Here is a 23,472-nt window from a genome sequence, read left to right on the forward strand (position 1 = left end):
CCGGCTCACCCCTCGACCGGCGGACCGTGTCACGGTGGCGAGACAACGTCAGCCGCGAGGCCGGGGCCGACGCGTGGCGCGGGCGCGACAGCGCACTCGTCGGCCGCCGCACGGGATGGACGCTCGATCAGCTCGCCGAAGTGCTGCGACCAGCGGCGGGGATCACACCCCGTGGGCTCCCCGTCCGCCGGTGGGTGACGAGGGCCGGCGTCCCGGCCCCGGGCCGTCGGCCGGTGCCCCACAGGCACCTTCCGTGGGCGTCCGGGGCGCGAGTTCGTGGATTCCCACCTCACGGAGCGTCTGCGCCTCCGCTTCGGGGGCATACGGCGCTGCATCGGGTGCGAACGCCACCCGGCCGAAGACCACCGCGAGCCGTCCACCCGTGGGAGCCCCGATGCCGACCGCCGTACCGGAAAGAGCCGCAGGAGCCACCGGGCGAGAACCCGAAGCTGTCCGGCCGGGCCACTCGGCCGTCCTCCCCCGCGGTACCGGCAGGACCGCCGCACGCATCGGCGCACTGACCGTCTGCCAGGCCGCCCTGATGGTGGGCTTCGGGCTCCTGATCACGGGCCCCGCCCGGAACGTGTGGCCGCTGACGGTCGAGGACGACGTCAACGAGGGATTCGAGCGGATCCGTACGGGCCCGCTCACCGACCTGTCGTACCTCGGGTCGGAGGCGGGCAACACCCTCACGGTGATCGCCATCACCCTGCTGAGCTGCGTGGGTCTGGTGCTCCTGCCCCGGCTGCCGATGTGGCGTCAGGCGGTCTTCCTCGCCGTCGCCGTCTCGCTCCAGTCGCTGGTGTTCCTGGCTGTCACCGAGTCGGTGGACCGTACCCGCCCGGAGGTGCACCGCCTCGACGCCTCCCCGCCCACGTCCAGCTACACCTCCGGCCACACCGGCGCGGCCACCGCGCTCTATGCCGGACTCGCGGTGCTCGTGCTGTCCCGGGTCCGCAGGCCGTGGCGGTGGCCGCTGGCCGGGCTGCTGTTCCTCGTGCCGCTGGCCGTCGGCGTCGCCCGCCTCTACCGGGGCATGCACCACCCCTCGGACGTGGTCGGCGGACTGGCCAACGGGGCCCTGTGCCTGCTGATCGTCGGCCGTGCCCTGTTCACCGACGGGTCCGTGGCCGCCGTACCCTCGCCTCGGACCGGGCACGACGACGCGACCGCCGGGGTCCGGAAGCGGGTGCCCGGCAGCACCACCGTGATCTTCAACCCCACGGTGACCGGCGCAGCCGCCCTCGAGAAGCTGCGGCAGGTCCTCGAACAACACGGCCACGGCACACCGGCGTTCATCGAGACCACCGCCGACGACCCCGGTACCGGCCAGGCGGCCGGTGCGGTCCGTGACGGGGCGACACTGGTCGTGGTCTGCGGCGGCGACGGAACCGTCAGGGCTGCCGCGGACGCAATGGCCGGCAGTGGGGTACCCCTCGCCGTGGTGCCCTGCGGCACCGGCAACCTGCTGGCCCGCAACCTCGGCCTGCCCCTCAACCCCTCCGCCGCCCTTGACGCCGCACTGTCCGGCAGCCCCCAGCGCCTCGACCTCGGCCGTATCGAGGGCGACGGCCTCGCCTCCACCCACTTCACCGCGATGTCCGGGGCCGGGCTCGACGCCGCGATGCTGGAACACACCGACGACCGCGCCAAGTCGGCCGTCGGCTGGCCCGCCTACGTACTCGCCACCATCGCCACACTGCGTACGCCCCGGATGAGGCTGACGGTCCGGCTCGACGACGCACCCGTCCTGCACCGCACGGCTCGCATGGTGCTCCTCGCCAACGTCGGCACCGTACAAGGCGGTCTCACCCTCCTCCCGGCGGCCCGGCCCGACGACGGACTGCTCGACCTGCTGATCCTCGATCCGCGCGGTCCCGGCGGCTGGATGCGCGCCCTGGGCGTCATGATGCGCGGCAACCGGCGGACCCCGCCGCCCACGACCGTGGACCACCTCGCCCCCGAGGGCACCGGCACGAAGGGCGTACCGGTGGAGTTCCTCACCTTCCGGCGAGCCGAACTCACCTTCGCCACACCGCAGTCGCGTGAACTCGACGGGGACCCGGTGTCCCACGGCCGACGTCTCACCGCCGAGGTCAGGCCCGGCGCGCTGACCGTCCTGCTGCCTACCCGGGAGAAGTGAATGGGCACCGCCACGAAGGTCCCCGAGACCCGCGACATGACCGGCGACGAACTCTCGGCCGACGAGGCGCTGACGGCGCTGCGCCGCTACGGCCGCTGGCCGCTGGTGCGCGACTCCTTCATCCGGTTCCGCTACGCCGACGGCTTCAGCCATTCCCGCGCGCTCGCCCTCCAGACGGTGCTGTCGGTGATCCCGCTGGCCATCGCCTTCGTCGGGCTCTCCACCGCGCTGCACACGGAGAACATCGGCAGACTCGCCGAACTGACCATCCACCGGCTCGCTCAGGGTCCCAGCGCCGAAGTCGTCGACGACGCGCTGGACCGCAGCCGCCACAGTGCGGGAAACGGTGCCCAGATCGCCCTCTGGTTCGGCCTGCTCTTCTCCCTGGTCAACGTCACCACCGCGATGTGCCAGATCGAACGCGGTGCCAACCGGATCTACGGCAACGAACGGGACCGCCCCTTCCACCGGAAGTACCTGCGCGGGCTCGTGATGGCCCTCAGCGCCGGGATCCCGCTCGGCCTCGGGTTCATCACGATGGTGGCCGGCGGCGACCTGGCCGCCGCGGTCGTGACGGTGTATGACCTCGACGGCGACGCCAAGACTGTCTGCGAGATCCTGCGCTGGCCGTTCGGCCTGCTGCTCGCCCTCCTCTCGGCCAGCGTGATCTTCCGCCGCTCCCCCCGGCGCCGACAGCCCGGCTACACCTGGCTGGCATTCGGCGCCGCCGTGTATCTCGTGCTGTGGACGGTCCTCACCTGGCTGCTGAGCCTGTACCTGGGCATCAGCGGGTCCTTCGACACGATCTACGGACCGCTCAGCGCCTTCATGTCGCTGCTGATCTGGGCCTACCTGACCTCCATCGCACTCTTTCTGGGACTGTCCTTCGCCGCGCAGCTGGAGGCAGCGCGGGCGATGCGGCCCGGCCCGATCACTGCCGACCCGGGAGTCTGAATGGTGGTCCGCGCCACAGCTCAGCGCCTTCGTGACCGTCGCCGCCGGGCGGCCGACCGGAGATTCGGCGTCCGCCTGCTCGGTTCGGCCGCCGTCGCCGCCGTCGCCGCCGTCCCCTTCGGCCTGCTGCTCGTCCTGGTCGAGGGGCACTGGCAGCCGCTGCGCCGTCTCGACGCGGGTGCGGCACGGAGGTTGCACGAGGCCGCCCTCGAACACCCGGCGTGGACGGACACCCTCCGCTTCCTGTCCGACTGGGTGTGGGACCCGTTCACCCTGCGGACGGCCGTCGCGCTGCTGACGGTGTGGCTGCTGTACCGACGTGCGTGGCGGCTCGCCGCCTGGTCCGCCGTGACGGCCGTGGCCGGCGGGCTCATCGGGCTGCTGGTCAAAATCGTGGTCGAGCGGGCCAGACCGTCCTTGGCGGACCCGGTCGCGCACGCACCCGGATTCTCCTTCCCCTCGGGGCACGCGATGACCGCGACCACCTCGTTCGCCATCTTCCTGCTGGTCCTGCTGCCCATGGTGCCGCGCGCTCTGCGGGCGCTGTGCTGGTGCGCCGCGGTCGTGTCCGTGCTCGGCGTCGGCTTCACCCGGATCGCGCTCGGCGTGCACTGGTTCAGCGACGTCGTGGGCGGCTGGCTCCTGGGCCTCGCCGTCGTCGCCCTCACCGCCTGGGCCTTCGAGGCCTGGCGCAGCGACGCGGGCCGCGGACATGCCGACCTGCGGGAGGGCCTGGAGCCCGAACTCACCGACGCCCACCCCGAGCCCGGCCCCTCCGGCCGGGAACATCACGAAGGATCCCTACGCGACCGGCGGCCGAGCCCGAGCGATTCCTGAACCGAACGGAGCAGCGAGCCCACCGACGACGCGAACCGGCTCCTCGACCGCGAGTTCGCCGGCCTTCGTCCGCTCCGGAGCCGAGTCCAAGAGCTGCGGAGAGTCCTCGGCGCCGCCGCACGCACGAGCCTGCGGCGGGTGTTCCGTGAGGGGACCGGGCGCAGCACGCCCAGATGGCCACCAGAGCATCGGCAGGCGGGCCACTCCGTGTAACGTTCCACGAACCAATCCTGCGCACCAGTGCGACCGGCAAGCGGCTCGAAGCAGGTCACCATCACCGACGTCGGCTGCCGTGCGGGCGTGTCGCCTAACAGGCTTCGGACTCGCGCCGAGTACCGCCAAAATTCCCCCCGCGTACCCGCCAGGTTTTTTCCTGGACCTCTCCTCTTGACGTGCCGGACTTCTTCACCTCAGGGTTGAGTCGTTTCAAACGTAGAACGTGCCACACAATGCAGGGGAGCGAAGGTCGGCATGAGCCTTGAGCGTCCGGAACCCGACACCACGGTGGTCTCCGTCCGGTTCGAGCACCGGGAGAACGCACTCGGCGTCGGTACCCCGGAGCCCCGTCTGTCCTGGCAGGTCCGCACCGACGACCCCGCCTGGCAGCAGACGGCGTACGAGATGGAGCTGGACGGCGCCACCGTCGTACGGGTCGGGTCGGCCGAACAGATCCTGGTGCCCTGGCCGTTCGAGTCCCTGCCTCCCCGCAGCCGGGCGAGCGTCCGGATACGGGTGGCCTCCGGCGGGCGCTGGAGCGAGTGGAGCGCACCCGCCACCGTGGAGACGGGACTGCTGCACCCCGCCGACTGGAGCGCCCGGTTCATCACCCCCCGCGACCACGGTGCCCTGGACGCGCCCGCCCCGGAACTCGTCCGGACGGTCACGCTGCGGGCGGAGGTCGCCTCGGCCCGCCTCTACGCAACCGCCCACGGCGTCTACACCGCCTCCCTCAACGGCATCCGGATCGGTGACGAGGTTCTGGCGCCCGGCTGGACCAGCTACCGCCACCGGCTGCGCTACCAGACCCACGACGTCACCGCACTGCTGGCGAAGGGTGACAACACCCTCACGGTCCTCCTCGGCAACGGCTGGTACCGGGGCCGTCTCGGCTGGTGGGGCGCCCGCGCCCGGTACGGCGACCGGCTCGCCCTCCTCGCCCAGCTGGAAGTCCGCTACGCCGACGGGTCGGTGGAGACGTTCGGCACCGACGAACAGTGGCGGGCCCGCGACACCGGGATCCTCGCCGACGACCTCTACCAGGGGCAGCGCACCGATCTGCGGTTCACGCCCGGCGAAGCGACCGGCGCGGTGGAGGTGCTGCCCGACGTGGACGCGGATCCGGCGCGGCTCGTCGCCCCGGAAGGGCCCCCCGTACGGGTCACCGAGGTGCTGCCCGCGCTGAAGGTCTGGCAGTCGCCGTCCGGCCGTACTCTCGCCGACTTCGGCCAGAACGTCGTCGGCTGGGTCCGGTTGCGGGTGCGCGGTGCCACGGACGGCCGGGAGGTCACGGTCCGGCACGCCGAGGTCCTGGAGGACGGGGAACTGTGCACCAGGCCCCTGCGCACGGCCGACGCCACCGACACCTACCTCCTGGCGGAGGCCGCCGAGTCCGTCGTCGAACCCTCGTTCACCTTCCACGGGTTCCGTTACGCCGAGATCAGCGGCGTGCCGGACCTGACGGCCGAGGACCTGCACGCCGTGGTCGTGGGCACCGACCTGCGGCGCACCGGCTGGTTCTCCTGCTCCGACCCGGACCTGGAGCAGTTCCACGAGAACGTCGTCCGTGGCGCCCGCGGCAACTTCCTCGACGTGCCCACGGACTGCCCGCAGCGCGACGAGCGGCTCGGCTGGACCGGCGACATCCAGGTCTTCTCCCCCACCGCCGCCTTCCTCTTCGACACCGCGGGCTTCCTCTCCTCCTGGCTCGCCGATCTCGCCGCCGACCAGCACCCCGACGGCGCGGTCCCCTGGGTGATCCCCGACATCCTGGACGACCCGGCCCCGACCGCCGCGGCCTGGGGCGACGCCGCCCCCGTGGTGCCCTGGGTGCTGTACGAGCGCTACGCCGACCTCGGCCTCCTGCGGCGGCAGTTCGCCAGTGCGCGCGCCTGGGTCGACAAGGCGGCCTCGCTGACCACCGACGGGGTGTGGGCGGGCGGCTTCCAGTTCGGCGACTGGCTCGACCCCACCGCACCGCCCGACGACCCGTTCGCCGCCCGCACCCCCACGGACGTCGTCGCCACCGCGTGTCTGATCCGCTGCGCCGACGTCGTCGCCCGCACCGCCGGGGTACTGGGCCGTACGCAGGAGGAGGCACGGTACTCCGCGCTCGCCGCCCGGACCCGGGAGGCGTTCGCCCGGGCCTTCGTCACCCCGGCCGGCCGGATCGTGGGCGACTCACCGACCGCGTACGCCATGGCACTTCAGTGGGAACTGGTGTCCCTTCCCGAGCAGCGCGAGACCGCCGGGCGCAGACTCGCCGACCTGGTCCGCACGAACGGCTTCCGGATCGCCACCGGATTCGTCGGCACCCCGCTGATGACCGACGCCCTCACCACCGCCGGCCGCCCCGACCTCGCCCACCGGCTGCTGCTGGAGAAGGGCTGCCCCTCCTGGCTGTATCCCGTGACGATGGGCGCCACCACCGTCTGGGAACGCTGGGACAGCATGCTGCCCGACGGCACCGTCAATCCCGGCCGGATGACCTCCTTCAACCACTACGCCCTCGGAGCGGTCGCCGACTGGATGCACCGCACGGTGGCGGGACTCGCCCCCGCCGCGCCCGGATACCGGGAGCTCACCGTGCGCCCGCTGCCGCACCGGTCCCTGACCCACGCCACCGCCGCGCATCTCACCCCGTACGGCGAGGCGTCGGTGTGCTGGCGGCGCGAGGCCGGCCGCTTCCACCTGGACGTCGTCGTCCCCGTGGGCACACGCGCCACCGTCCACCTGCCCGGTTCCGCACAGCCTCCCGTGACCGTGGCCCACGGCACGCACACCTGGACCACCGACGATCCCTGCCCCGACCCGGCACCGTCCGAGGTGGTCAGCGTGCGGGATCTCATGGACGAGCCCGGCCTCTGGGGACGCACGGCCGACGCCCTGACCCGGCACGGCATGGGTGACGACTCCGCACAACTGGCCCGACGGCTCGCGCCCTTCCTGGACGTACCGGCACGTGAGCTGCCCGCGCTGCTGAACAGGGTCCTCTTCGAAGACGGCGGCGCCGGCGCGACCGCCGCTCTGGAGACCCTGCTGAGCGGTACCACTGACTGACCTCCACACCGCGCAACGCGCTTCGCGGCGACACCCGCCGCGGGCACATCACGGCGTCAAACAATTCACCTGGGGATGCCATGCTCCGTAAACGCTCGCTCCTGTTCCTTTTCCTCAGAGGCTTCCTCGTGTTCGCCGTGGTCGGCGGCACAGCGGTCGTGCCCGCGTCCGCGTCTCCCGCCTCATCGGCCCGGGCCGCCGCGTTCTCCGTGACGACTCCGACCACCAACGGCCGGGTGGACCCCCTGGGCATCCCGGGTGAGGACCCGGTCTTCGGCTGGCAGTCGACGTCGGCCCGGCGGGCGGCCTCGCAGAAGGCGTACGAGATCCAGGTCGGACACACACCGGGGACCGCCGACGTGTGGAAGTCCGGCAAGGTCGCGTCCGACCGCCAGGTCGGCGTCCGGTACGGCGGTCCCGCCCTGAAGGCGGCCACCCGCTACTCCTGGCGCGTACGGGCCTGGGACGACAAGAACGCCGTGAGCCCGTGGAGTGCGCCCGCGTACTTCGAGACGGGCCTGCTGAAGTCCGGCGACTGGGACGGCGCCCAGTGGATCACTCGGCCCGAGGCCGCGAGTGAACTCGACACATGGACCGACTACGTCGCCACGGTCGATTTCAGGATCGACAGCGCCGCCCTCGGCATCTTCCTGCGCGCCTCCGACACGAGCAACGGCTACATGTGGCAGTTCAACGTCACGGGCCCGACTCCGATGCTGAGACTGCACAAGCAGGTCCAGGGCAACTACAGCGTGCTGCGGGAGGTGGACCTCGCGCCGTACGGCTTCACCAACGCGAGTCTCCTCGCCGACCGGCACACCGTCCGCTACGACGTGGTGGGCAGCACCATCAGGACGACCCTCGACGGCAAGCTGGTCAGCACCTTCACGGACACCACGTTCGGCAAGGGCTACATCGGTTTCCGCACCCACGGATGCTGCGGCGAGAAGGGAACCGTCTACGACGCCGTCGTGACCGGAACCGACGGCGGCACGCTGCTCGACGCCGACTTCGCCGCCGACCGGAACCCGTTCACCGGCGGTGAGATCGTCGGCTCCGCCCTCGTGGTGTCCGGCACCACGGACGCCCTCAAAGAGCCCGCGGTCCGGCCACTGCCGCTGCTGCGCAAGGGCTTCGCGACCAGGACCGTCAAGAAGCTCGCCTCCGCACGGGTCTACGCGTCGGCGCTCGGCGTCTACGAGCTGGAGATCAACGGCAAGCCGGTCGGCGACCAGGTGCTCGCCCCGGGCTGGACGAACTACCACCAGCGCATCCAGTCCCAGACCTACGACGTGACGAAGCTGCTCGCCCGCGGCCACAACGCGATCGGCGCGTCCCTGGCGACCGGCTGGTGGGCCGGCAAGGTCGGGATCGGCTGGAGCCGTCAGTACGGTGACACCCCCGCTCTCGTGGCGAAGCTGCGCATCACCTACACCGACGGCTCGGTCCAGTGGATCGCCACCGACGGTTCGTGGAGCACGGCGGAAGGCCCCTACACCAAGGCCGACCTGCAGGACGGCGAGACCTACGACGCCGGTCTGAAGCAGCCGGGCTGGAGTCGGCCCGGATTCGACGACTCGACGTGGGAACCCGCCACGAGCGTGGAGTCCCGGACCGCCCTCCTGGTCCCGCAGAGCGACGAACCGGTGCGCGCGACCCAGGTGCTCAGCTCCCGCACGATGACCGAGCCCACCCCCGGCGCCTACGTCTACGACCTCGGTCAGAACATGGTCGGCGTGTCCCGGCTGACCCTCACCGGTTCAGCGGACCAGACGGTGAAGATCCGGTACGCGGAAGTGCTCAACAAGAACGGCACCCTCTACACCGAGAACTTCCGCACCGCCCGGGTGACCGACCGCTACGTCTTCGCCAAGACCGGAACGGTGACCTACGAGCCCGCCTTCACCCAGCACGGATTCCGCTACATCGAGATCACCGGCGTGAGCGAACCTCCCGCGCTGTCCGACGTCAAGGGCGTCGTGTGGGGATCCGACCTCCCGTCCACCGGGACCCTGAAAACCTCGGACACCATGCTCGACCAGCTGGTGAGCAACATCTCCTGGAGCCAGCGGGGCAACTTCCTGTCCATCCCCACCGACACCCCCGCCCGCGACGAGCGTCTGGGCTGGACCGGAGACATCAGCCTGTTCGCGCCGACGGCCAACTACCTGGTCGACACCCGGGCGTTCCTGTCCCACTGGATGGCGGACGTCCGCAACTCCCAGTACGCCAACGGTGATCTGCCCGCGGTCGTACCGACCCCTCAGGGCCAGTTCGGCGACAGCGGTGTCGGCTGGTCCGACGTGATGATCACCGTGCCGTACTCCGTGTGGCGTTCGTACGACGACACCCGCATCCTGCGGGAGAACTACCCCGCCATGAAGAAGTTCTTCCAGTTCGTGCGCGACAGCGCCGGACCGGACCTTCTCGAACCCGGCCGCACCACGTTCTTCACCAACGACTGGCTGCACCTGGACGACCCGACCGAACAGGGCATCCTGGGCACGGCCTACTACGCCGAGAACGCCCGCATGATGGCGGAGACGGCCAAGGCCCTGGGCGACGAGGCGGCGGCCTCCGACTACGGCAGGCTCTCCGCCGACATCCGTGACGCCTTCACCAAGGCGTACGTCGCGGCCGACGGCACCGTCAAGGGCAACTCGCAGACCGGGTACGCCATGGCCCTCGGCATGAACCTCGTCCCGGACCCGGCACTGGTCGCGAAGGTCGGCGAGAGGTTCGTCGCCAAGCTCGCGCTCACCGACCATCACCTCAGGACCGGCTTCATCGGCACACCGCTGCTGCTGCCCGCACTGAGCAGGATCGGCCGGGACGACCTCGCCTACAGGATGCTGCTCCACAAGGACTACCCGTCCTGGGGTTACGAGGTCGCCAGCGGTGCCACCACCATGTGGGAGCGCTGGAACTCGATCATGCCCAACGGCGACTTCGGCCCGGTCGACATGAACTCCTTCAACCACTACGCCTACGGCGCCGTGGGCGACTGGATGTTCCAGAACATCGGCGGTCTCTCCTCGATCGAGCCGGGCTACAAGCGCTCACGGATCGCTCCGGTTCCCGGCGGGGGCCTGACCGAGGGCTCCGGCAGCCTCAAGACCGTCTACGGGCTCCTCGCCTCGAAGTGGAGCACCCGCGACGGCACGCTGGACCTGAAGGTGACCGTGCCGGTCAACACCGTCGCGGAGGTTCACGTGCCCGCCACGTCCCGTTCCGCGGTCACCGAGGGCGGGCGGCCGGCCCGGGCGGCCAAGGGAGTCCGGTTCCTCCGGATGGAGAACGGGGCTGCCGTGTTCGAGGTCGGGTCGGGCTCCTACCGCTTCGGCGCCCGCAGCACCCTCGGCTAGGCCAAGGAAACCTCCGGAGAACAACAAGCCTGGACCTCCGCCGGGCGCACCGACCGCGAGTCGGTGGGCCCGGCGGGTCCAGACCTCGGCCCGCGAACTCGCGCCCCGGCACCGGTGTTCGCGCACCAGCCCGCAGAACGGCACTTACGTCAGCGTGGTCGGCCCTGGGGAGTCGGCGGGGGCCAACCGGTCGGGCCGATACGGGTGGTGACGAGCACTTGGTTCGTGGCCGGCGCGGAACTGCCCGTCGGCGCGGCCACGGTGGGGCGAACGGTGCTCGTCATCGGCCTGTCAGGGATCATTCCCCGGTGCGAGGACACGGCATACCGCTCCCGGTCTTCACGTTCACCGTCGTCGGCGGCGGATCGAACGGGCTGGGCTGACAGGCCTGACTGGGCTGACCACCACACGCGACGCCCGCCTCATCCGCCACAGACGTCGGCTGAGTGGAGCCCGGATCATCCTGGCTCCACTCAGCCGGTGGTGCGGACATGTCACTGGAACTGTGCGAAGAACCTCCAGATCTCTGCTTTGGTCCAGGTGGTGACGCCGCTCTCGCCGGAGGAGCCGTCGACCGGACCGGGTATGTGGCCTCCGTCGAACGCGGCCCATTGGACCGGGTATCCGGCACGGCAGCCCGAGTAGGTGGTGGTGATGTGTGTTCGGCTGCCCGACGCGGGCTCGCGCGGGCTCTGGGAGGTGCAGCCGTTGTTGGCGACGAACTTGTCGCGCAGGGACCGTCCTTGCGCGATGCCGAGGACGTTGTCGCTGATGCCGTGGATTCCGAAGTAGGCGATGGGCTGGGTGCCGCCGCTGCACCCGCTGATCTGAGCGCCGGAAATGACCGCTACGGCCCTGAAGACATTCGCCCGGCCGCATGCGAGGGCGTAACTCATACCGCCGCCCCAGCTGAATCCCGTGGCGAAGCGCTGTGCCGGGTTGACACAGAGGCCGCCCTCGATTCGCCGGATCATGTCGTCGACGAAGGTGATGTCCTCACCGCCCGAATTGGCCCAGCCGTTGCCGAGGCCCTGCGGGGCGACAAGGATCGCGGCGTTGTTCGACTGTTCCTGTTGGCCGTAGTAGGACCAGGCGTTCCCGCTCGTGCCACCCGAGGCGACGTCGCCGGCGGTTCCGCCCCGCCAGTGGAACGCGAAGATCAGCCGGTAGGGGCGGCTGTTGTCGTAGTTGGCGGGAACCCTGAGGATGAAGCTGCGGCTCTTGCCACCGCTCTGAATCGTGTGCGTACCGCTCGCCAGAGTCGGGGTGCTGCCGCATCCACCGCCGCCACCACCACCGGACGACAGCTTGATCATCTGCCATTGCTGGTTGGCTCCGCCCCAGTCGGAGTACTGGACGACGTTGCCGCCGTCGGCGGTGGAGGCACCCTGCACCTCCACCGCCTTGCCGCTGGTGCGGTTGATCAGCCGGACGTGGCCGGCGTCGGAGTCGGCCAGGCGGAACTGCTGGTTGGCCCCGTTGGCGTCGGCCCACTGCTGGATCGCGGCGCCGTCCGCGGTCGAGGCGCCGGCCACGTCGAGGACCTTGCCCGAATGCCGGGCCTTGAGGCGGTAGAAGCCGCCGCCGGAGTCCACGAACTGCCACTGCTGGTTCGTTCCGTCGCTGCGCGTCCACTGGCCGACCCGCGCGCCGTCGGCGGTGGACGTGCCAGAGACGTCCAGCGCCTTGCCGCTGTTGCGATTGACCAGGACGTACCAGGCGTTGGTGTCCACCGTCGCCGCCTCGGCGGGCGCCGGATTCACCGCGACGAGCATGCCGATCGCGAGGGTCGCCGCCACCACGGCGGCGATCCGGGACCACCAGCGGTGTCTGCGTGGAGGGGCGGGGGAAGCCGCACCGTAGGCCTTCATCGATTCACCCTTTCGTTGGTGGCAGGTGCCATCAGGCCCGGGTCCAGCGTTGGTTGCTGCCGTTCGAGCAGGAGTAGAGCTGGATCAGGGTGCCGTTGGCGGTGCCGCCCGCGACGGCGTCGAGGCAGAGGCCGGACTGGACGCCGACGATGGATCCGTCGGAGTTGAGGCGCCATTTCTGGTTGTCGCCGCCCCAGCAGCTGTAGAGCTGGACCTTGGTGCCGTTGCCGGTGCCGGCGGCGTCCAGACACTTGTTGCCGTAGACCCTGAGCTCGCCGGCGGCGGTGGACGTCCACTGCTGGTTGCTGCCGTTACCGCAGTCCCACAGGTTGAGCTGGGTGCCGTCGGTGGTACTGGTGCCGGGCACGTCCAGGCAGCGGCCCGAACCGACGCCCTTGATCGGTCCGGAATCCGAAGGGGGCGTGGTGGAGCCGCCGTTGAGTGCGTTGAGGACGGCGGTGTAGGCGGCCTTCTTGCTGCCGTTGCCGTTGAACAGCAGCGGTGTGTCCCCCGGTCGCCAGGAGTCGGTGTCGCGCACACCCCAGACGGTGATGCCGAGGCAGCGCGGGACGGCCAGGCAGTCGTTGGTCACGTTGGCGTAGGTCGTGGCCGAGGCGCCCTGGATGTCGAGTTCGGTGATGGCCACGTCGACGCCGAGGGCGGCGAAGTTCTGCAGGGTGGTGCGGAAGTTGCTGTTGTAGGGGCTGCCGCTGTTGAAGTGCGACTGGAAGCCGACGCAGTCGATCGGCACGCCGCGCTGCTTGAAGTCCCGGACCATGCGGTACATGCCCTGGGTCTTGGCCCAGGTCCAGTCCTCGACGTTGTAGTCGTTGTAGCAGAGCTTGGCGGCCGGGTCGGCGGCGCGCGCGGTGCGGAAGGCGACCTCGATCCAGTCGTTGCCGGTGCGTTGCAGGTTGGAGTCGCGCCGGGCTCCCGAACTTCCGTCGGCGAACGCCTCGTTCACGACGTCCCACTGGGCGATCTTGCCCTTGTAGTGGGCCATCACGCCGTTGATGTGGCCGATCATCGCCTGGCGCAGGTTGCTGCCGCTGAGGCTCTGCATCCAGCCGGGCTGCTGGGAGTGCCAGGCCAGGGTGTGGCCGCGCACCTGCTTGCCGTTCTGCACCGCCCAGTTGTAGACGCGGTCACCGGCGGTGAAGTTGAACTGGCCCCGCTGTGGTTCGGTGGCGTCGATCTTCATCTCGTTCTCGGCCGTCACCGAATTGAACTCACGGCTCGCGATCGACGTGTACGCCGAGTCGCCCAGCCTGCCCGACGCGATGGCGGTGCCGAAGTAGCGGCCGCTCTGCGCCGCCGCGGCGCCGAGCGTGCTCTCGGCGGCGTGTGCGGTCGGCGGCGCGACCAGTGTGGCGACCGCAGCGAGGGCGCCGACGACCAGCGCCAGCAGCAGGCTGCGGATCCTCCGGCGGACAGCGGGTCTGGGAAGGGCATACGAACCCATGACTGTGCCTCCAAGATAGACATCACGGAAGGACTGAAGCGCGGGGGAACGCGTCGTCCGCTCCCCCTCGGCGGACGGACGGGCGGGCCGGAACCCGGGCAGCACGGAATCGCCGGACATCGCGGTCATGGGACCGGGACGCTCCCGACCGGCACGGACGGCACCCGGTCGGCCCTCGGGTGAGGTACGGCGGCCGGTCGGCGGCGGTGTGTCGGCACAGGCATCGGGGTCCTCCATCGCGGCTCAGCCGGGAGACCGCCACCCGGCGTCGCGCACCTCTCCACTGCGCGAAGAGCCAGGACACGCTGGTGCGATCCTCGCCGGAACGAAACGGGGTGGCGCAGGTGCTCTGGTGCGCGGAACTGTCGTGCGGTGTGCGTGGATCTGCCGTGCGGCACAGATCGCCCCAGGGCCGGAATGGTTCGATATCTCGAATTCTCTGGCCGGCTGCTCAGACAGGGATGATTGAGGCGTTGACGATGGATCGTCAATACTCCCCGCAGAAAAAGTTTCGACTCCTCGACCGAAACTTTTCGGAACCCGGTGAGCCGGAAGGCGCACCCTCGGCGCCGCCATGAGGGATGCCGTAGAGCCGGGCCGGAACGAGTGCGCGGAAGCTGTCACTCGGCTCCCCTCCGCCGCTCGGAGGCCTTGGACCGGCGAGCCGCATCCGCGGACTCGGGAGAGGAATCCGATCGGCGCGACAGCTTGCCAAGCCCAAAGGGGAGGCGCTGTTTGTGGACAGATCAGCGCCAGGCCTTGACCAGATGGCCCTACATTCCTAGCTTGTGGCGTCAAAGCATCCGGGAATTCTTCGAAACTTTCGAGATTTTCCCTGTCCCCGGCCCGTCCGGCTCCGGCGGTTCATCGGGGTCCCCTCACCCCCAAAAAAAGGAGGCCCTCCGATGTGGTTTCGCCATCCGTCCCCCGTCCGCCCAAGACGCTTACTCGCCGTCCTTGCGCCCTTGCTGCTCGTGGCTACTTTCCTGGGTGCCCAGCCCGCCGGCGCGGCGACCGTAGACCCCAACGCCTCGTATGTGCTGGTCAACCGCAACAGCGGCAAGGCCCTGGACGTCTACAACATGGCGACCGGCGACGGCGCCCGCATCACCCAGTGGGCCAGGAACGACCAGGCCCAGCAGCAGTGGCAGTTCGTCGATTCCGGGGGCGGCTACTACCGCGTCAAGTCCCGCCACTCGGGCAAGGTGCTGAACGTCCAGAACGGGTCCACCGCCAACGGCGGCGCGATCGTCCAGTGGACCGACACGAACAGCACCAACCAGCAGTGGCGGCTGGCCGACAGCCCGGACGGCCACGTGAGGTTGATCGCGCGCCACAGCAACAGGGCCCTCGAAGTACAAGGCGGCTCCACCGCCGACAACGCGAACATCGTCCAGTACGACGACTGGGGCGGCACCAACCAGCAGTGGCAGTTCGTCAAGGTCGGCGGCGGCACCCCCGGCACGTGCGATCTTCCGTCGACATACCGCTGGACATCAACGGGCGCGCTGGCGCAGCCCAAGTCCGGGTGGGCCTCGCTCAAGGACTTCACCGTCGTTCCCTACAACGGCAGGCATCTCGTCTATGCGACGACGCACGGCGCCCCGGGAACGGGAGTGGGCTGGGGTTCGATGAACTTCGGCCTGTTCGGCAACTGGCCGGAGATGGCCTCGGCCAGCCAGAACACGATGTCGAACTCCGTCGTGGCACCCACGCTCTTCTACTTCGCGCCGAAGAACATCTGGGTGATGGCCTACCAGTGGGGAGGTGGGAGCGCCTTCTCCTACCGGACGTCCAGTGACCCCTCCAACCCCAATGGCTGGTCCGCACAGCAGGTGCTCTTCTCCGGAAGCATCACCGGCTCCGGCACCGGCCCCATCGACCAGACGCTCATCGCCGACGGCCAGAACATGTACCTGTTCTTCGCCGGTGACAACGGCAAGATCTACCGGGCCAGCATGCCGATCGGGAACTTCCCGAGCAGTTTCGGTTCGAGCTACACCACGATCATGAGCGATACGACGAACAACCTGTTCGAAGCCCCGCAGGTCTACAAGCTGCAGGGCCAGAACCGCTACCTCATGATCGTCGAGGCGATCGGCTCGCAGGGCCGCTACTTCCGCTCGTTCACGGCCACCAGTCTGAACGGCTCATGGACACCCCAGGCCGCGACCGAGAGCAACCCCTTCGCCGGCAAGGCCAACAGCGGCGCCACCTGGACCAACGACATCAGCCATGGCGAACTGGTCCGCGCCGGCGCCGATCAGACCTTCACCGTCGATCCGTGCAACCTTCAGTTCCTCTACCAGGGACGCAGCCCCAACTCCGGCGGCGAGTACGGCCACTGGCCGTACCGTCCGGGTCTGCTGACACTGCAGCGCTGACGGCGTGACACAAGTCCGGCACCGGTAGGGAGCCGGCGTGGCGGGCTCGGCGGAAGGCCGAGCCCGCCAGGGTCACGCGACAACGTCAGCGCCCCTGCGGCGACAGAAAGCGGTGCCGGGGCCACGTTCACGAGCCCGAGGGCCATCCCGTAACCTCCCGCAGCAGGCCGGCGACCGTGTCGGCGGAAACGCGGTGGCCCTGCCTGGTCAGCTCCGCTGCCGGCTTCCGGGTCGGCTTCGTCGTCCACCGCGGCGGCGGCATCGGGCCGCCCCGCTCGTCGGGCTCGACCAACGCCAGCAGTGCCGGCCGCGGTCCCGGATCAAGGTCCACAGCCTTCTTCCGGCCCCAGCAGGACGACGGACCCGCTCCAACAGAGCCTGACCAGAATCCGGTTCAGCCGCTCCGCGCAAGACCGTGCCCTCCCGAACCCCAGCCGCGGCAGCGACGAGCCTGATCCCACCATCCCCCAGCGACAGCGCTTCCGCCCATACGGCCATCCGACGCTGACACTCGTCGAGGTGCGGCAACAACACCTGGAACTTCGCAGCCAGGACGGCCTCGGTCCCCTCCGGTCTCCCCATGCCAGAGCAACGAGCCGCACAGCTGGAAGCCGCGACTCGTTTCCCGGCGAGCCCTGACCGCTCCGGTGTCAGAGCCCGTACCCGCGTACCCCACCGCGCGGGATATCGGGAAGCGGCGTCATCCGCGGCCTCCTCGAAGTCGGCGTGAATGCCGGTACCCGTCAGGGCCCGGGCGCAGGCCGATCGACATCGCCACCCGACTGGTGGACACCGTCGTCGGCATACGGCTGCCACCGGTCACGCCGACACCCGCATCCCGAACCCGAACCCGAACCCTCGCGAAAATTAGTTGAGTTAGGCAAGCGGAACGGTAGGGTGGAGCGCATGCACGGCAGTAGCGCCCGAGCGAAACCGGCACACGCCCGGGGAGCCGGTCAACACCTCCTGCTCGTCGTCCATGAGCCGGGTGTCGCCGAACTCCTCTCCACCACGCTGGAGTTGGCGGGATACCGCACCGCCCTGTCCGGGACCGGGGGTGAGGCTCTGGAGCGGCTCGCGGAGCAGCGGTTCGACCTGATGGTCGTCGACACGGCGCTGCCGGACATGGCGAGCCTGGCCCGGGAACGGCCCGTCGTGGCCCACCGCCCCCCGGTGCTCGTCCTGACGGAGTACGACTCGCTGGGCGACCTCGTGCCCGAACTGGGCCCGGGCGAGCGGGACTACGTCACCAAGCCCTTCCGGGTGGCCGAGGTGCTGGCCCGGGTACAGGTCCTGCTACGGGACGCGCACCCCGAACATCCGCGGGACGGCGCGCTCAGCTACCGCGACCTGGTCCTGGACGACACCCTGTGCAAGGCACGCCGCGGCACCCGCACCCTGGACCTGACGCCGGCCGAGTACCGGCTGCTGCGCCATCTGCTGGTCAACGCGCACCGGGTGCTCTCCAAGGAGCAGATCGGACAGCACGTCTGGGGCGACCACCGCGGCGACAACTCCATCGAGCAACTCGTCTCCCGGCTGCGGCGCAAGATCGACCGTGACGCGCCCGGCCTGATTCACACACGCCGAGGGTTCGGCTACTGGCTCGGGCACGCCGACGCCGAGCACTGACCTGCCACACCGAACGGCGCCTGCGCATACAACTCCTCTATACAGCAAGGCATTTAGACACCTTAGCGCAGCTGTGATCTGGGTCACGTCAGCTTTCTGTCAGGAAACTGATCAGAAGCCGTCAGCCCGCTCTGTTTGCATGTGCTCATCGAGGCCTCGACCACTTCACCCCGGCGCTCCCACTCGTCGAGCGGTGCCCCCACCACCGAGGAGAACCATGGCCGACACCCTGGCAGGACCCGTTCCCGAGGCACCGGACTCGCCCCCCGAGTTCCCGATGCCCCGGGAGGCCCGCTGTCCCTTCGACCCGCCGCCCGCCCTGAAGGACCTCCAGGCGAAGACGCCGCTGGCGAAGGTGCGGCTGTGGGACGGCAGTGAACCGTGGCTCGTGACCCGGTACGCCGACCAGCGCGCCATCCTCGGCGACCCCCGAGTCAGCGCCGACACCGACAGCCCCGGCTACCCGACCAAGGCCAGTCCCGAGGGCGGCGAGGGCAAGCTCAGCTTCATCATGATGGACGACCCCGAACACGCCCGGCTGCGCCGGATGGTGACGGCCCCGTTCGCCGTGAAGAAGGTGGAGGCCCTGCGGCCAGCCGTGCAGAGGATCGTCGACGACCTGATCGACGGGATGCTGAGCCGGCCGGGCCCGCTGGACCTCGTGGAGGAGTTCGCCCTGCCGATCCCCTCCCTGGTGATCTGCGAACTGCTCGGCGTGCCCTACGACGACCACGCGATGTTCCAGGAGAACACCAAGACGATGGTCCGCACGACCGCGACCCCCGAGCAGCGCGGTGTGGCGACCCGGGAGACGGCCGGATACCTGGCCGGTCAGATCGCCAGGCGGCTCGCCGAGCCGAGGGACGACCTGCTCTCCAGCATCGCGGGGCGCGTCACGGCCGGGGAGATCGACCACCAACAGGCCACGGAGATGGCCCTGCTCCTGCTGATCGCGGGCCACGAGACCACCGCGAACATGATCGCCCTCGGCACCCTCGCCCTCTTCCAGAACCCCGGCCAGCTCGCCCTGCTGCGCGAGAGCGACGACCCGAAGTTCGTCGCGGGCGCGGTCGAGGAAATGCTGCGCTACCTGCACATCACCCACCTCGGGCGGCGCCGCGCGGTGACCGCGGACATCGAGGTCGCCGGCCAGGTCGTCAGGGCCGGCGAGGGCGTCATCATGGCCAACGAGATCGCCAACCGCGACCCCGGGGTGTTCCCCGACCCCGACCGCCTCGACCTCACCCGCGACGCCCGCCGCCACGTCGCCTTCGGCTTCGGCGTCCACCAGTGCCTGGGCCAGCCGCTGGCCCGGATGGAACTCCAAGTCGTGTACGGCACCCTCTACAAACGCATTCCCACGCTGAAGCCGGCCTGTGCGCTGGAGGACGTCCGGTTCAAGAACGACGCGTTCATCTACGGCGTGCACGCACTGCCCGTCTCCTGGTGACAGCTCCCCGTCCCGCGAACGAACCAGGAACCACGAGCGAAGCGAGTAAGGGGAATCCCATGAAGGTGGAACTGGAAGCCGACAAGTGCGTCGCCTCCGGGCAGTGCGTGCTCGCCGCGATGGACGTCTTCGACCAGGACGACGACGGCATCGCGATCCTCCTGGAGGAGCAGGTCGGCGACGACCGGCTCGACGACGTCAAGGAGGCCGTCGCGGTCTGCCCGGCCGCCGCCATCCGGCTGGTCGAGCAGTGAGGCGGATCGTCGTCGTCGGTGCCTCGGCCGCCGGACTCTCGGCGGCCGAGACCCTCCGCCGGGAGGGCTACGACGGCACGCTCACCCTCGTCGGCGACGAACCGCTCGCCCCGTACGACCGCCCGCCCCTGTCGAAGCAGATCCTGGCCGCGGAGTGGGAGCCCGAACGGCTGGCGCTGCGCACCCCCGACGCGCTGGCCGCGCTCGGCCTCGACCTGCGGCTCGGCGTGGCGGCCACCGCCCTCGAACCGGCCGACCGGACCGTCGAGCTGGCCGACGGATCCGCCCTCCCGTACGACGGGCTGGTCATCGCCACCGGGGTCCGGCCGCGCCGACTGCCCGGCGAGGGCGCGCACGTCCTGCGCACCGTCGACGACGCGCTGACCCTGCGGGAGCGGCTCACCCCGGGCCGACGGCTGGTCGTGGTGGGCGCCGGATTCCTCGGCGCGGAGGCCGCCGCCGTCGCCTGGCGGCTCGGCTGCGAGGTCACGCTCCTCGAACCCGCCCCGGTGCCACTGACCCACGCCGTCGGCATGGAGGTCGGCAGGGTCCTGACGAACGCCCATCTGGAGCGGGGCGTGAAACTGCGCTGCGGGGTCACCGTCACCGAGGTGACCGAGGACGGCGTGCGGCTCGCGGACGGCGCGCAGATCGAGGCCGACGAGGTGCTGGTCGCCGTCGGCTCCCTGCCCAACACCGAGTGGCTCGCGGGCAGCGGCCTGACCGTCGGGGACGGCGTGGTGTGCGACGAGTACTGCGAGGCCGCCCCGAACGTGTACGCGGCCGGTGACGTCGTCCGCTGGTACAACCCGCTGTTCGGCACCTCGATGCGCATCGAGCACCGCACCACCGCCGCCGAACAGGGCATGGCCGCCGCCCGCAACCTGTTCGCCGCCCCGCAGGCGCGCAAGCCGTTCGCGCCGGTGCCCTACTTCTGGTCCGACCAGTACGACATGAAGATCCAGGCATACGGTTACCTCCGCGGTCATGACGAAGTCGCCGTGGTGGAAGGGGACTTGGCGGACAGCCGGTTCGTCGCCGCGTACCGCGCCGGCGACCGCGTCACCGGCGCCCTCGCCGTCGGCATGCCGCCCAAGGCGATCCGCCAGTGGCGTCAGGCGATCGCGACCGGAGCGGCGTGGCACGACAGCGTGCGCACCACCGTCCCCGCAGTGGAGTCCTGACCTGCGACCCATGAGAACGCGGCGGCCTGGGGACGCTTCGTGCCTGATCAGGCACACATACGCCGGGCGCGACGCCGATCCCTCGCCCGCGCACCGCACAACGGCGTCCGGCCATTCCCAGCCTCCCGAGCCGCCCGTGCCGCACCTCGACAACTTCGGCCCCCCGCATGAGGAGATAGACGATGTCCCCTACTCCATCAGGTCCGCCGTCGACAGCGTCTCCGCACGAGGAGCGCCTGCTGATCGACGGAGAGCTCCGCAGCGCCGCGGGCAGCGCCACGTTCGAGGTCCTCAACCCGGCGGACGGCGCCGTTCTGGGCAAGGTCGCCGACGCCGGCCGGGAAGACATGCTCGACGCGATCGCCGCGGCCCGGCGCGCGTTCGAGGAGACGGACTGGGCCGTCGACCGGCAGTTCCGCAAGCGCGCCCTGACCCAGCTCCTCGACGCGCTGGTCGAGGAGAAGGACGAGCTGCGCGAGGAACTCATCGCGGAGGTCGGAGCTCCGCGCATGCTCACCCACGGTGCTCAGCTGGAGGAGCCTCTGCGGAAGTTCCGATGGCACATCGACCACATCGACCGGTTCGAGTGGGTGCGCCGACTCGACGACGCCGTCAACCGGTTCACCAACGAGCCCAGTGAGCGGTGGGTGGTCAAGGAGCCCATCGGCGTCGTCGCCGCCATCACGCCCTGGAACTTCCCCTTCGGGTTGCTGCTCGTCAAGCTCGCCGGCGCTCTCGCCACCGGCAACACGGTCGTCGCGAAGCCCGCCCCCGAGACACCGTGGAACGCCACTCGCATCGGTCGGCTCATCGTCGAGCGCACCGACATCCCGGCCGGCGTGGTCAACGTGGTGCCGACCAGGAACCTCGACACGGCCGAACTCCTCCTGACCGACCCGCGCGTCGACATGGTGTCGTTCACCGGCTCCACGGCCACGGGGCAGCGCATCCTCGAACTCGCCGCGCCCACCTTCAAGCGCACGATGCTGGAGCTCGGCGGCAAAAGCGCGTCGATCATCCTCGACGACGCGGACCTCACGCAGGCCATCCCGCAGGCGCTCGGCGCACTCGCCCACTCGGGCCAGGGGTGCGCGCTGCCGACCCGGCTGCTCGTGCACCGCAAGGTCTACGACCAGGTCGTCGCCGGCCTTACGCAGGCGTTCCCACAGGTGCCCTGGGGTGAGCCTCAGGACCGGGGCACGCTGGCCGGCCCGATCATCTCGGCCCGGCAGCGCGACCGCGTCGCCGACTACATCCACATCGGCCGGGAGGAGGGCGCGAGGCTCGCGGTCGGCGGCGGCGTCCCCGACCGCGCGGGCTTCTGGGTGGAGCCGACACTCTTCGTCGACGTCGACAACGACTCCACCATCGCGCAGGAGGAGATCTTCGGACCGGTGCTCACCGTGACCCCGTTCGACACCGACGAAGAGGCGATCCGGCTGGCCAACGCCAGCCGGTACGGCCTCGCCGGATACGTCGCCTCGGCCTCGACGGAGCGCGCTCTGCGCATCGCCCGCGCCGTCCGAGCCGGCAGTTTCATGATCAACGGTGGCTCGTTCTCCGGCGGGGACGCCCCCTTCGGCGGTTACAAGGCCAGCGGCATCGGCCGCGAGGGTGGCCGCGAGGGCTTCGAGATCTACACCGAGACCAAGACCATCGGGTCCGCGCTCTCGCTCCCGCTCTCCTGACGCACCACTCCCCCAGCCACGGCAGACCCGCGCCCCGCCATAGGGCGCGGGCGAGAGGAATCGGACACATGGACGACTACCTTCAGTACACCGGCAAGACGGCGGTCGTGACCGGCACCGCCTCCGGGATCGGCAGGGCGACGGCGAGGCGCCTCGTCGAACTGGGCGCGGCGGTCCACGCCATCGACCACGCGCCGACCGACTTGCCGGGGCTCGCCTCAGCGATCCAGGCGGACCTGGCGCTGCGCGACGACATCGACCGTGCTTTCGCGAAGCTCCCCGACCACATCGACGCGTTCTTCGGCGTGGCCGGAGTCTCAGGTCTCCATCATGACTACAACACCACACTGCTGATCAACTTCGGCGCCTACAAGTACATCTCGGACACGTACCTGGAGGCGCGGATGGGCGACGGCGGCGCCGTCGTCTATGTGACCTCCACCGGCGGTATCAACTGGGAGCACTACCAGGAGGAACTCGAAGGGCTGATCCACGTCGCCGGGTGGGATGCCATCGTCCATGCGATCGAAGGACTCGGTCTCAACGGCCGGCCCGGGCCGGCCGCTTATCCACTCTCGAAGCGGGTGCTCAACCTGTTCATGGCGCACAGCGCCACCGCACTCGGGAGCCGCGGCATCCGGGTGAACGCCGTGCTCCCGACGAGCACCGAGACCGGTCTGACGTCGGACTTCGCCGTAATGGCCGGCGGACGCGCATCGCTCGAGTCGCGTGCCGGCCTCAACCAACGCCTGGCCGCGCCGGAGGAGATGGCGGACCCCGTCGTGTTCCTCAACTCTTATGCGGCTCGGTACATCTCCGGGCACCCGCTCACGGTCGACTTCGGCGCCCGCAACCTGCAACTCCTCGGCCGCACTGCCGACGCGCTGGACCGCCCGCTCATCGGGAACGCGCAGGCCGCACGCTCCTGACTCCCCGTACGCCTGCCTGCCGCGGGGGTGCGCGAAGGCCGAC

At 70.1% G+C, this 23,472-nt stretch carries 14 protein-coding genes and 1 pseudogene; 12 read left to right on the forward strand and 3 right to left on the reverse strand.

What is annotated here, in order from left to right; all coding sequences use genetic code 11:
- Positions 1-394 precede the first annotated feature (394 nt).
- From IEY89_RS05080 to IEY89_RS05100, 5 genes are all read left to right on the forward strand, one after another.
- Positions 395-2,143 carry a bifunctional phosphatase PAP2/diacylglycerol kinase family protein gene (locus IEY89_RS05080; RefSeq protein WP_189146026.1) on the forward strand — a complete coding sequence of 583 codons (1,749 nt, stop codon included), beginning with the start codon at positions 395-397 and terminating at the stop codon, positions 2,141-2,143.
- Positions 2,144-3,097, forward strand: a complete 954-nt coding sequence (locus IEY89_RS05085; RefSeq protein ID WP_189146027.1) for a YihY/virulence factor BrkB family protein — start codon at positions 2,144-2,146, stop codon at positions 3,095-3,097.
- A complete protein-coding gene (locus IEY89_RS05090; protein ID WP_189146028.1) occupies positions 3,098-3,934 on the forward strand; it encodes a phosphatase PAP2 family protein in 837 nt (278 codons plus the stop codon).
- A 471-nt stretch (positions 3,935-4,405) separates the two neighbouring features.
- Positions 4,406-7,210: a family 78 glycoside hydrolase catalytic domain gene (locus IEY89_RS05095; protein ID WP_189146029.1), complete on the forward strand. Its 2,805-nt coding sequence runs from the start codon at positions 4,406-4,408 to the stop codon at positions 7,208-7,210.
- Positions 7,211-7,290: 80 nt separating this feature from the next.
- On the forward strand, positions 7,291-10,575 hold the full coding sequence (locus IEY89_RS05100) for a family 78 glycoside hydrolase catalytic domain (RefSeq protein WP_189146030.1): 3,285 nt from the start codon (positions 7,291-7,293) through the stop codon (positions 10,573-10,575).
- A gap of 494 nt (positions 10,576-11,069) precedes the next feature.
- Here IEY89_RS05100 and IEY89_RS05105 read toward each other — a convergent pair whose 3' ends face one another.
- Complete coding sequence (locus IEY89_RS05105; RefSeq protein ID WP_373287192.1) at positions 11,070-12,446, reverse strand: RICIN domain-containing protein; 1,377 nt, start codon at positions 12,444-12,446, stop codon at positions 11,070-11,072.
- 31 nt (positions 12,447-12,477) lie between these two features.
- Positions 12,478-13,908, reverse strand: a complete 1,431-nt coding sequence (locus IEY89_RS05110) for an endo-1,4-beta-xylanase (protein WP_189146031.1) — start codon at positions 13,906-13,908, stop codon at positions 12,478-12,480.
- A 905-nt stretch (positions 13,909-14,813) separates the two neighbouring features.
- Here IEY89_RS05110 and IEY89_RS05115 point away from each other — a divergent pair.
- Positions 14,814-16,292: a non-reducing end alpha-L-arabinofuranosidase family hydrolase gene (locus tag IEY89_RS05115; RefSeq protein WP_189146032.1), complete on the forward strand. Its 1,479-nt coding sequence runs from the start codon at positions 14,814-14,816 to the stop codon at positions 16,290-16,292.
- A gap of 154 nt (positions 16,293-16,446) precedes the next feature.
- Here the strand turns inward: IEY89_RS05115 and IEY89_RS05120 are convergent.
- A pseudogene (locus IEY89_RS05120) lies at positions 16,447-16,874 on the reverse strand (ISAzo13-like element transposase-related protein); the annotation flags it as partial.
- A 324-nt stretch (positions 16,875-17,198) separates the two neighbouring features.
- Between IEY89_RS05120 and IEY89_RS05125 the strand changes: the two are divergent.
- From IEY89_RS05125 to IEY89_RS05150, 6 genes are all read left to right on the forward strand, one after another.
- Positions 17,199-17,924: a response regulator transcription factor gene (locus tag IEY89_RS05125; RefSeq protein ID WP_189146033.1), complete on the forward strand. Its 726-nt coding sequence runs from the start codon at positions 17,199-17,201 to the stop codon at positions 17,922-17,924.
- A gap of 217 nt (positions 17,925-18,141) precedes the next feature.
- Positions 18,142-19,374 carry a cytochrome P450 gene (locus IEY89_RS05130; protein ID WP_189146034.1) on the forward strand — a complete coding sequence of 411 codons (1,233 nt, stop codon included), beginning with the start codon at positions 18,142-18,144 and terminating at the stop codon, positions 19,372-19,374.
- A gap of 59 nt (positions 19,375-19,433) precedes the next feature.
- Positions 19,434-19,628: a ferredoxin gene (locus IEY89_RS05135; protein ID WP_189146035.1), complete on the forward strand. Its 195-nt coding sequence runs from the start codon at positions 19,434-19,436 to the stop codon at positions 19,626-19,628.
- Positions 19,625-20,812 (forward strand): NAD(P)/FAD-dependent oxidoreductase, encoded by a 1,188-nt coding sequence (locus IEY89_RS05140; protein ID WP_189146036.1) that lies wholly within the window; start codon positions 19,625-19,627, stop codon positions 20,810-20,812. Before IEY89_RS05135 ends, IEY89_RS05140 begins: the two co-directional genes overlap by 4 nt.
- Positions 20,813-20,994: 182 nt before the next feature.
- Entirely contained in the window at positions 20,995-22,500 is a 1,506-nt protein-coding gene (locus tag IEY89_RS05145; protein WP_189146037.1) for an aldehyde dehydrogenase family protein, read from the forward strand.
- Positions 22,501-22,568: 68 nt separating this feature from the next.
- Complete coding sequence (locus tag IEY89_RS05150; RefSeq protein WP_189146038.1) at positions 22,569-23,429, forward strand: SDR family oxidoreductase; 861 nt, start codon at positions 22,569-22,571, stop codon at positions 23,427-23,429.
- The last annotated feature ends 43 nt before the right edge of the window (positions 23,430-23,472 follow it).

The sequence above is a fragment of the Streptomyces lacrimifluminis genome, from assembly GCF_014646095.1.
In the GTDB taxonomy this organism is placed as follows: Bacteria; Actinomycetota; Actinomycetes; order Streptomycetales; family Streptomycetaceae; genus Streptomyces; species Streptomyces lacrimifluminis.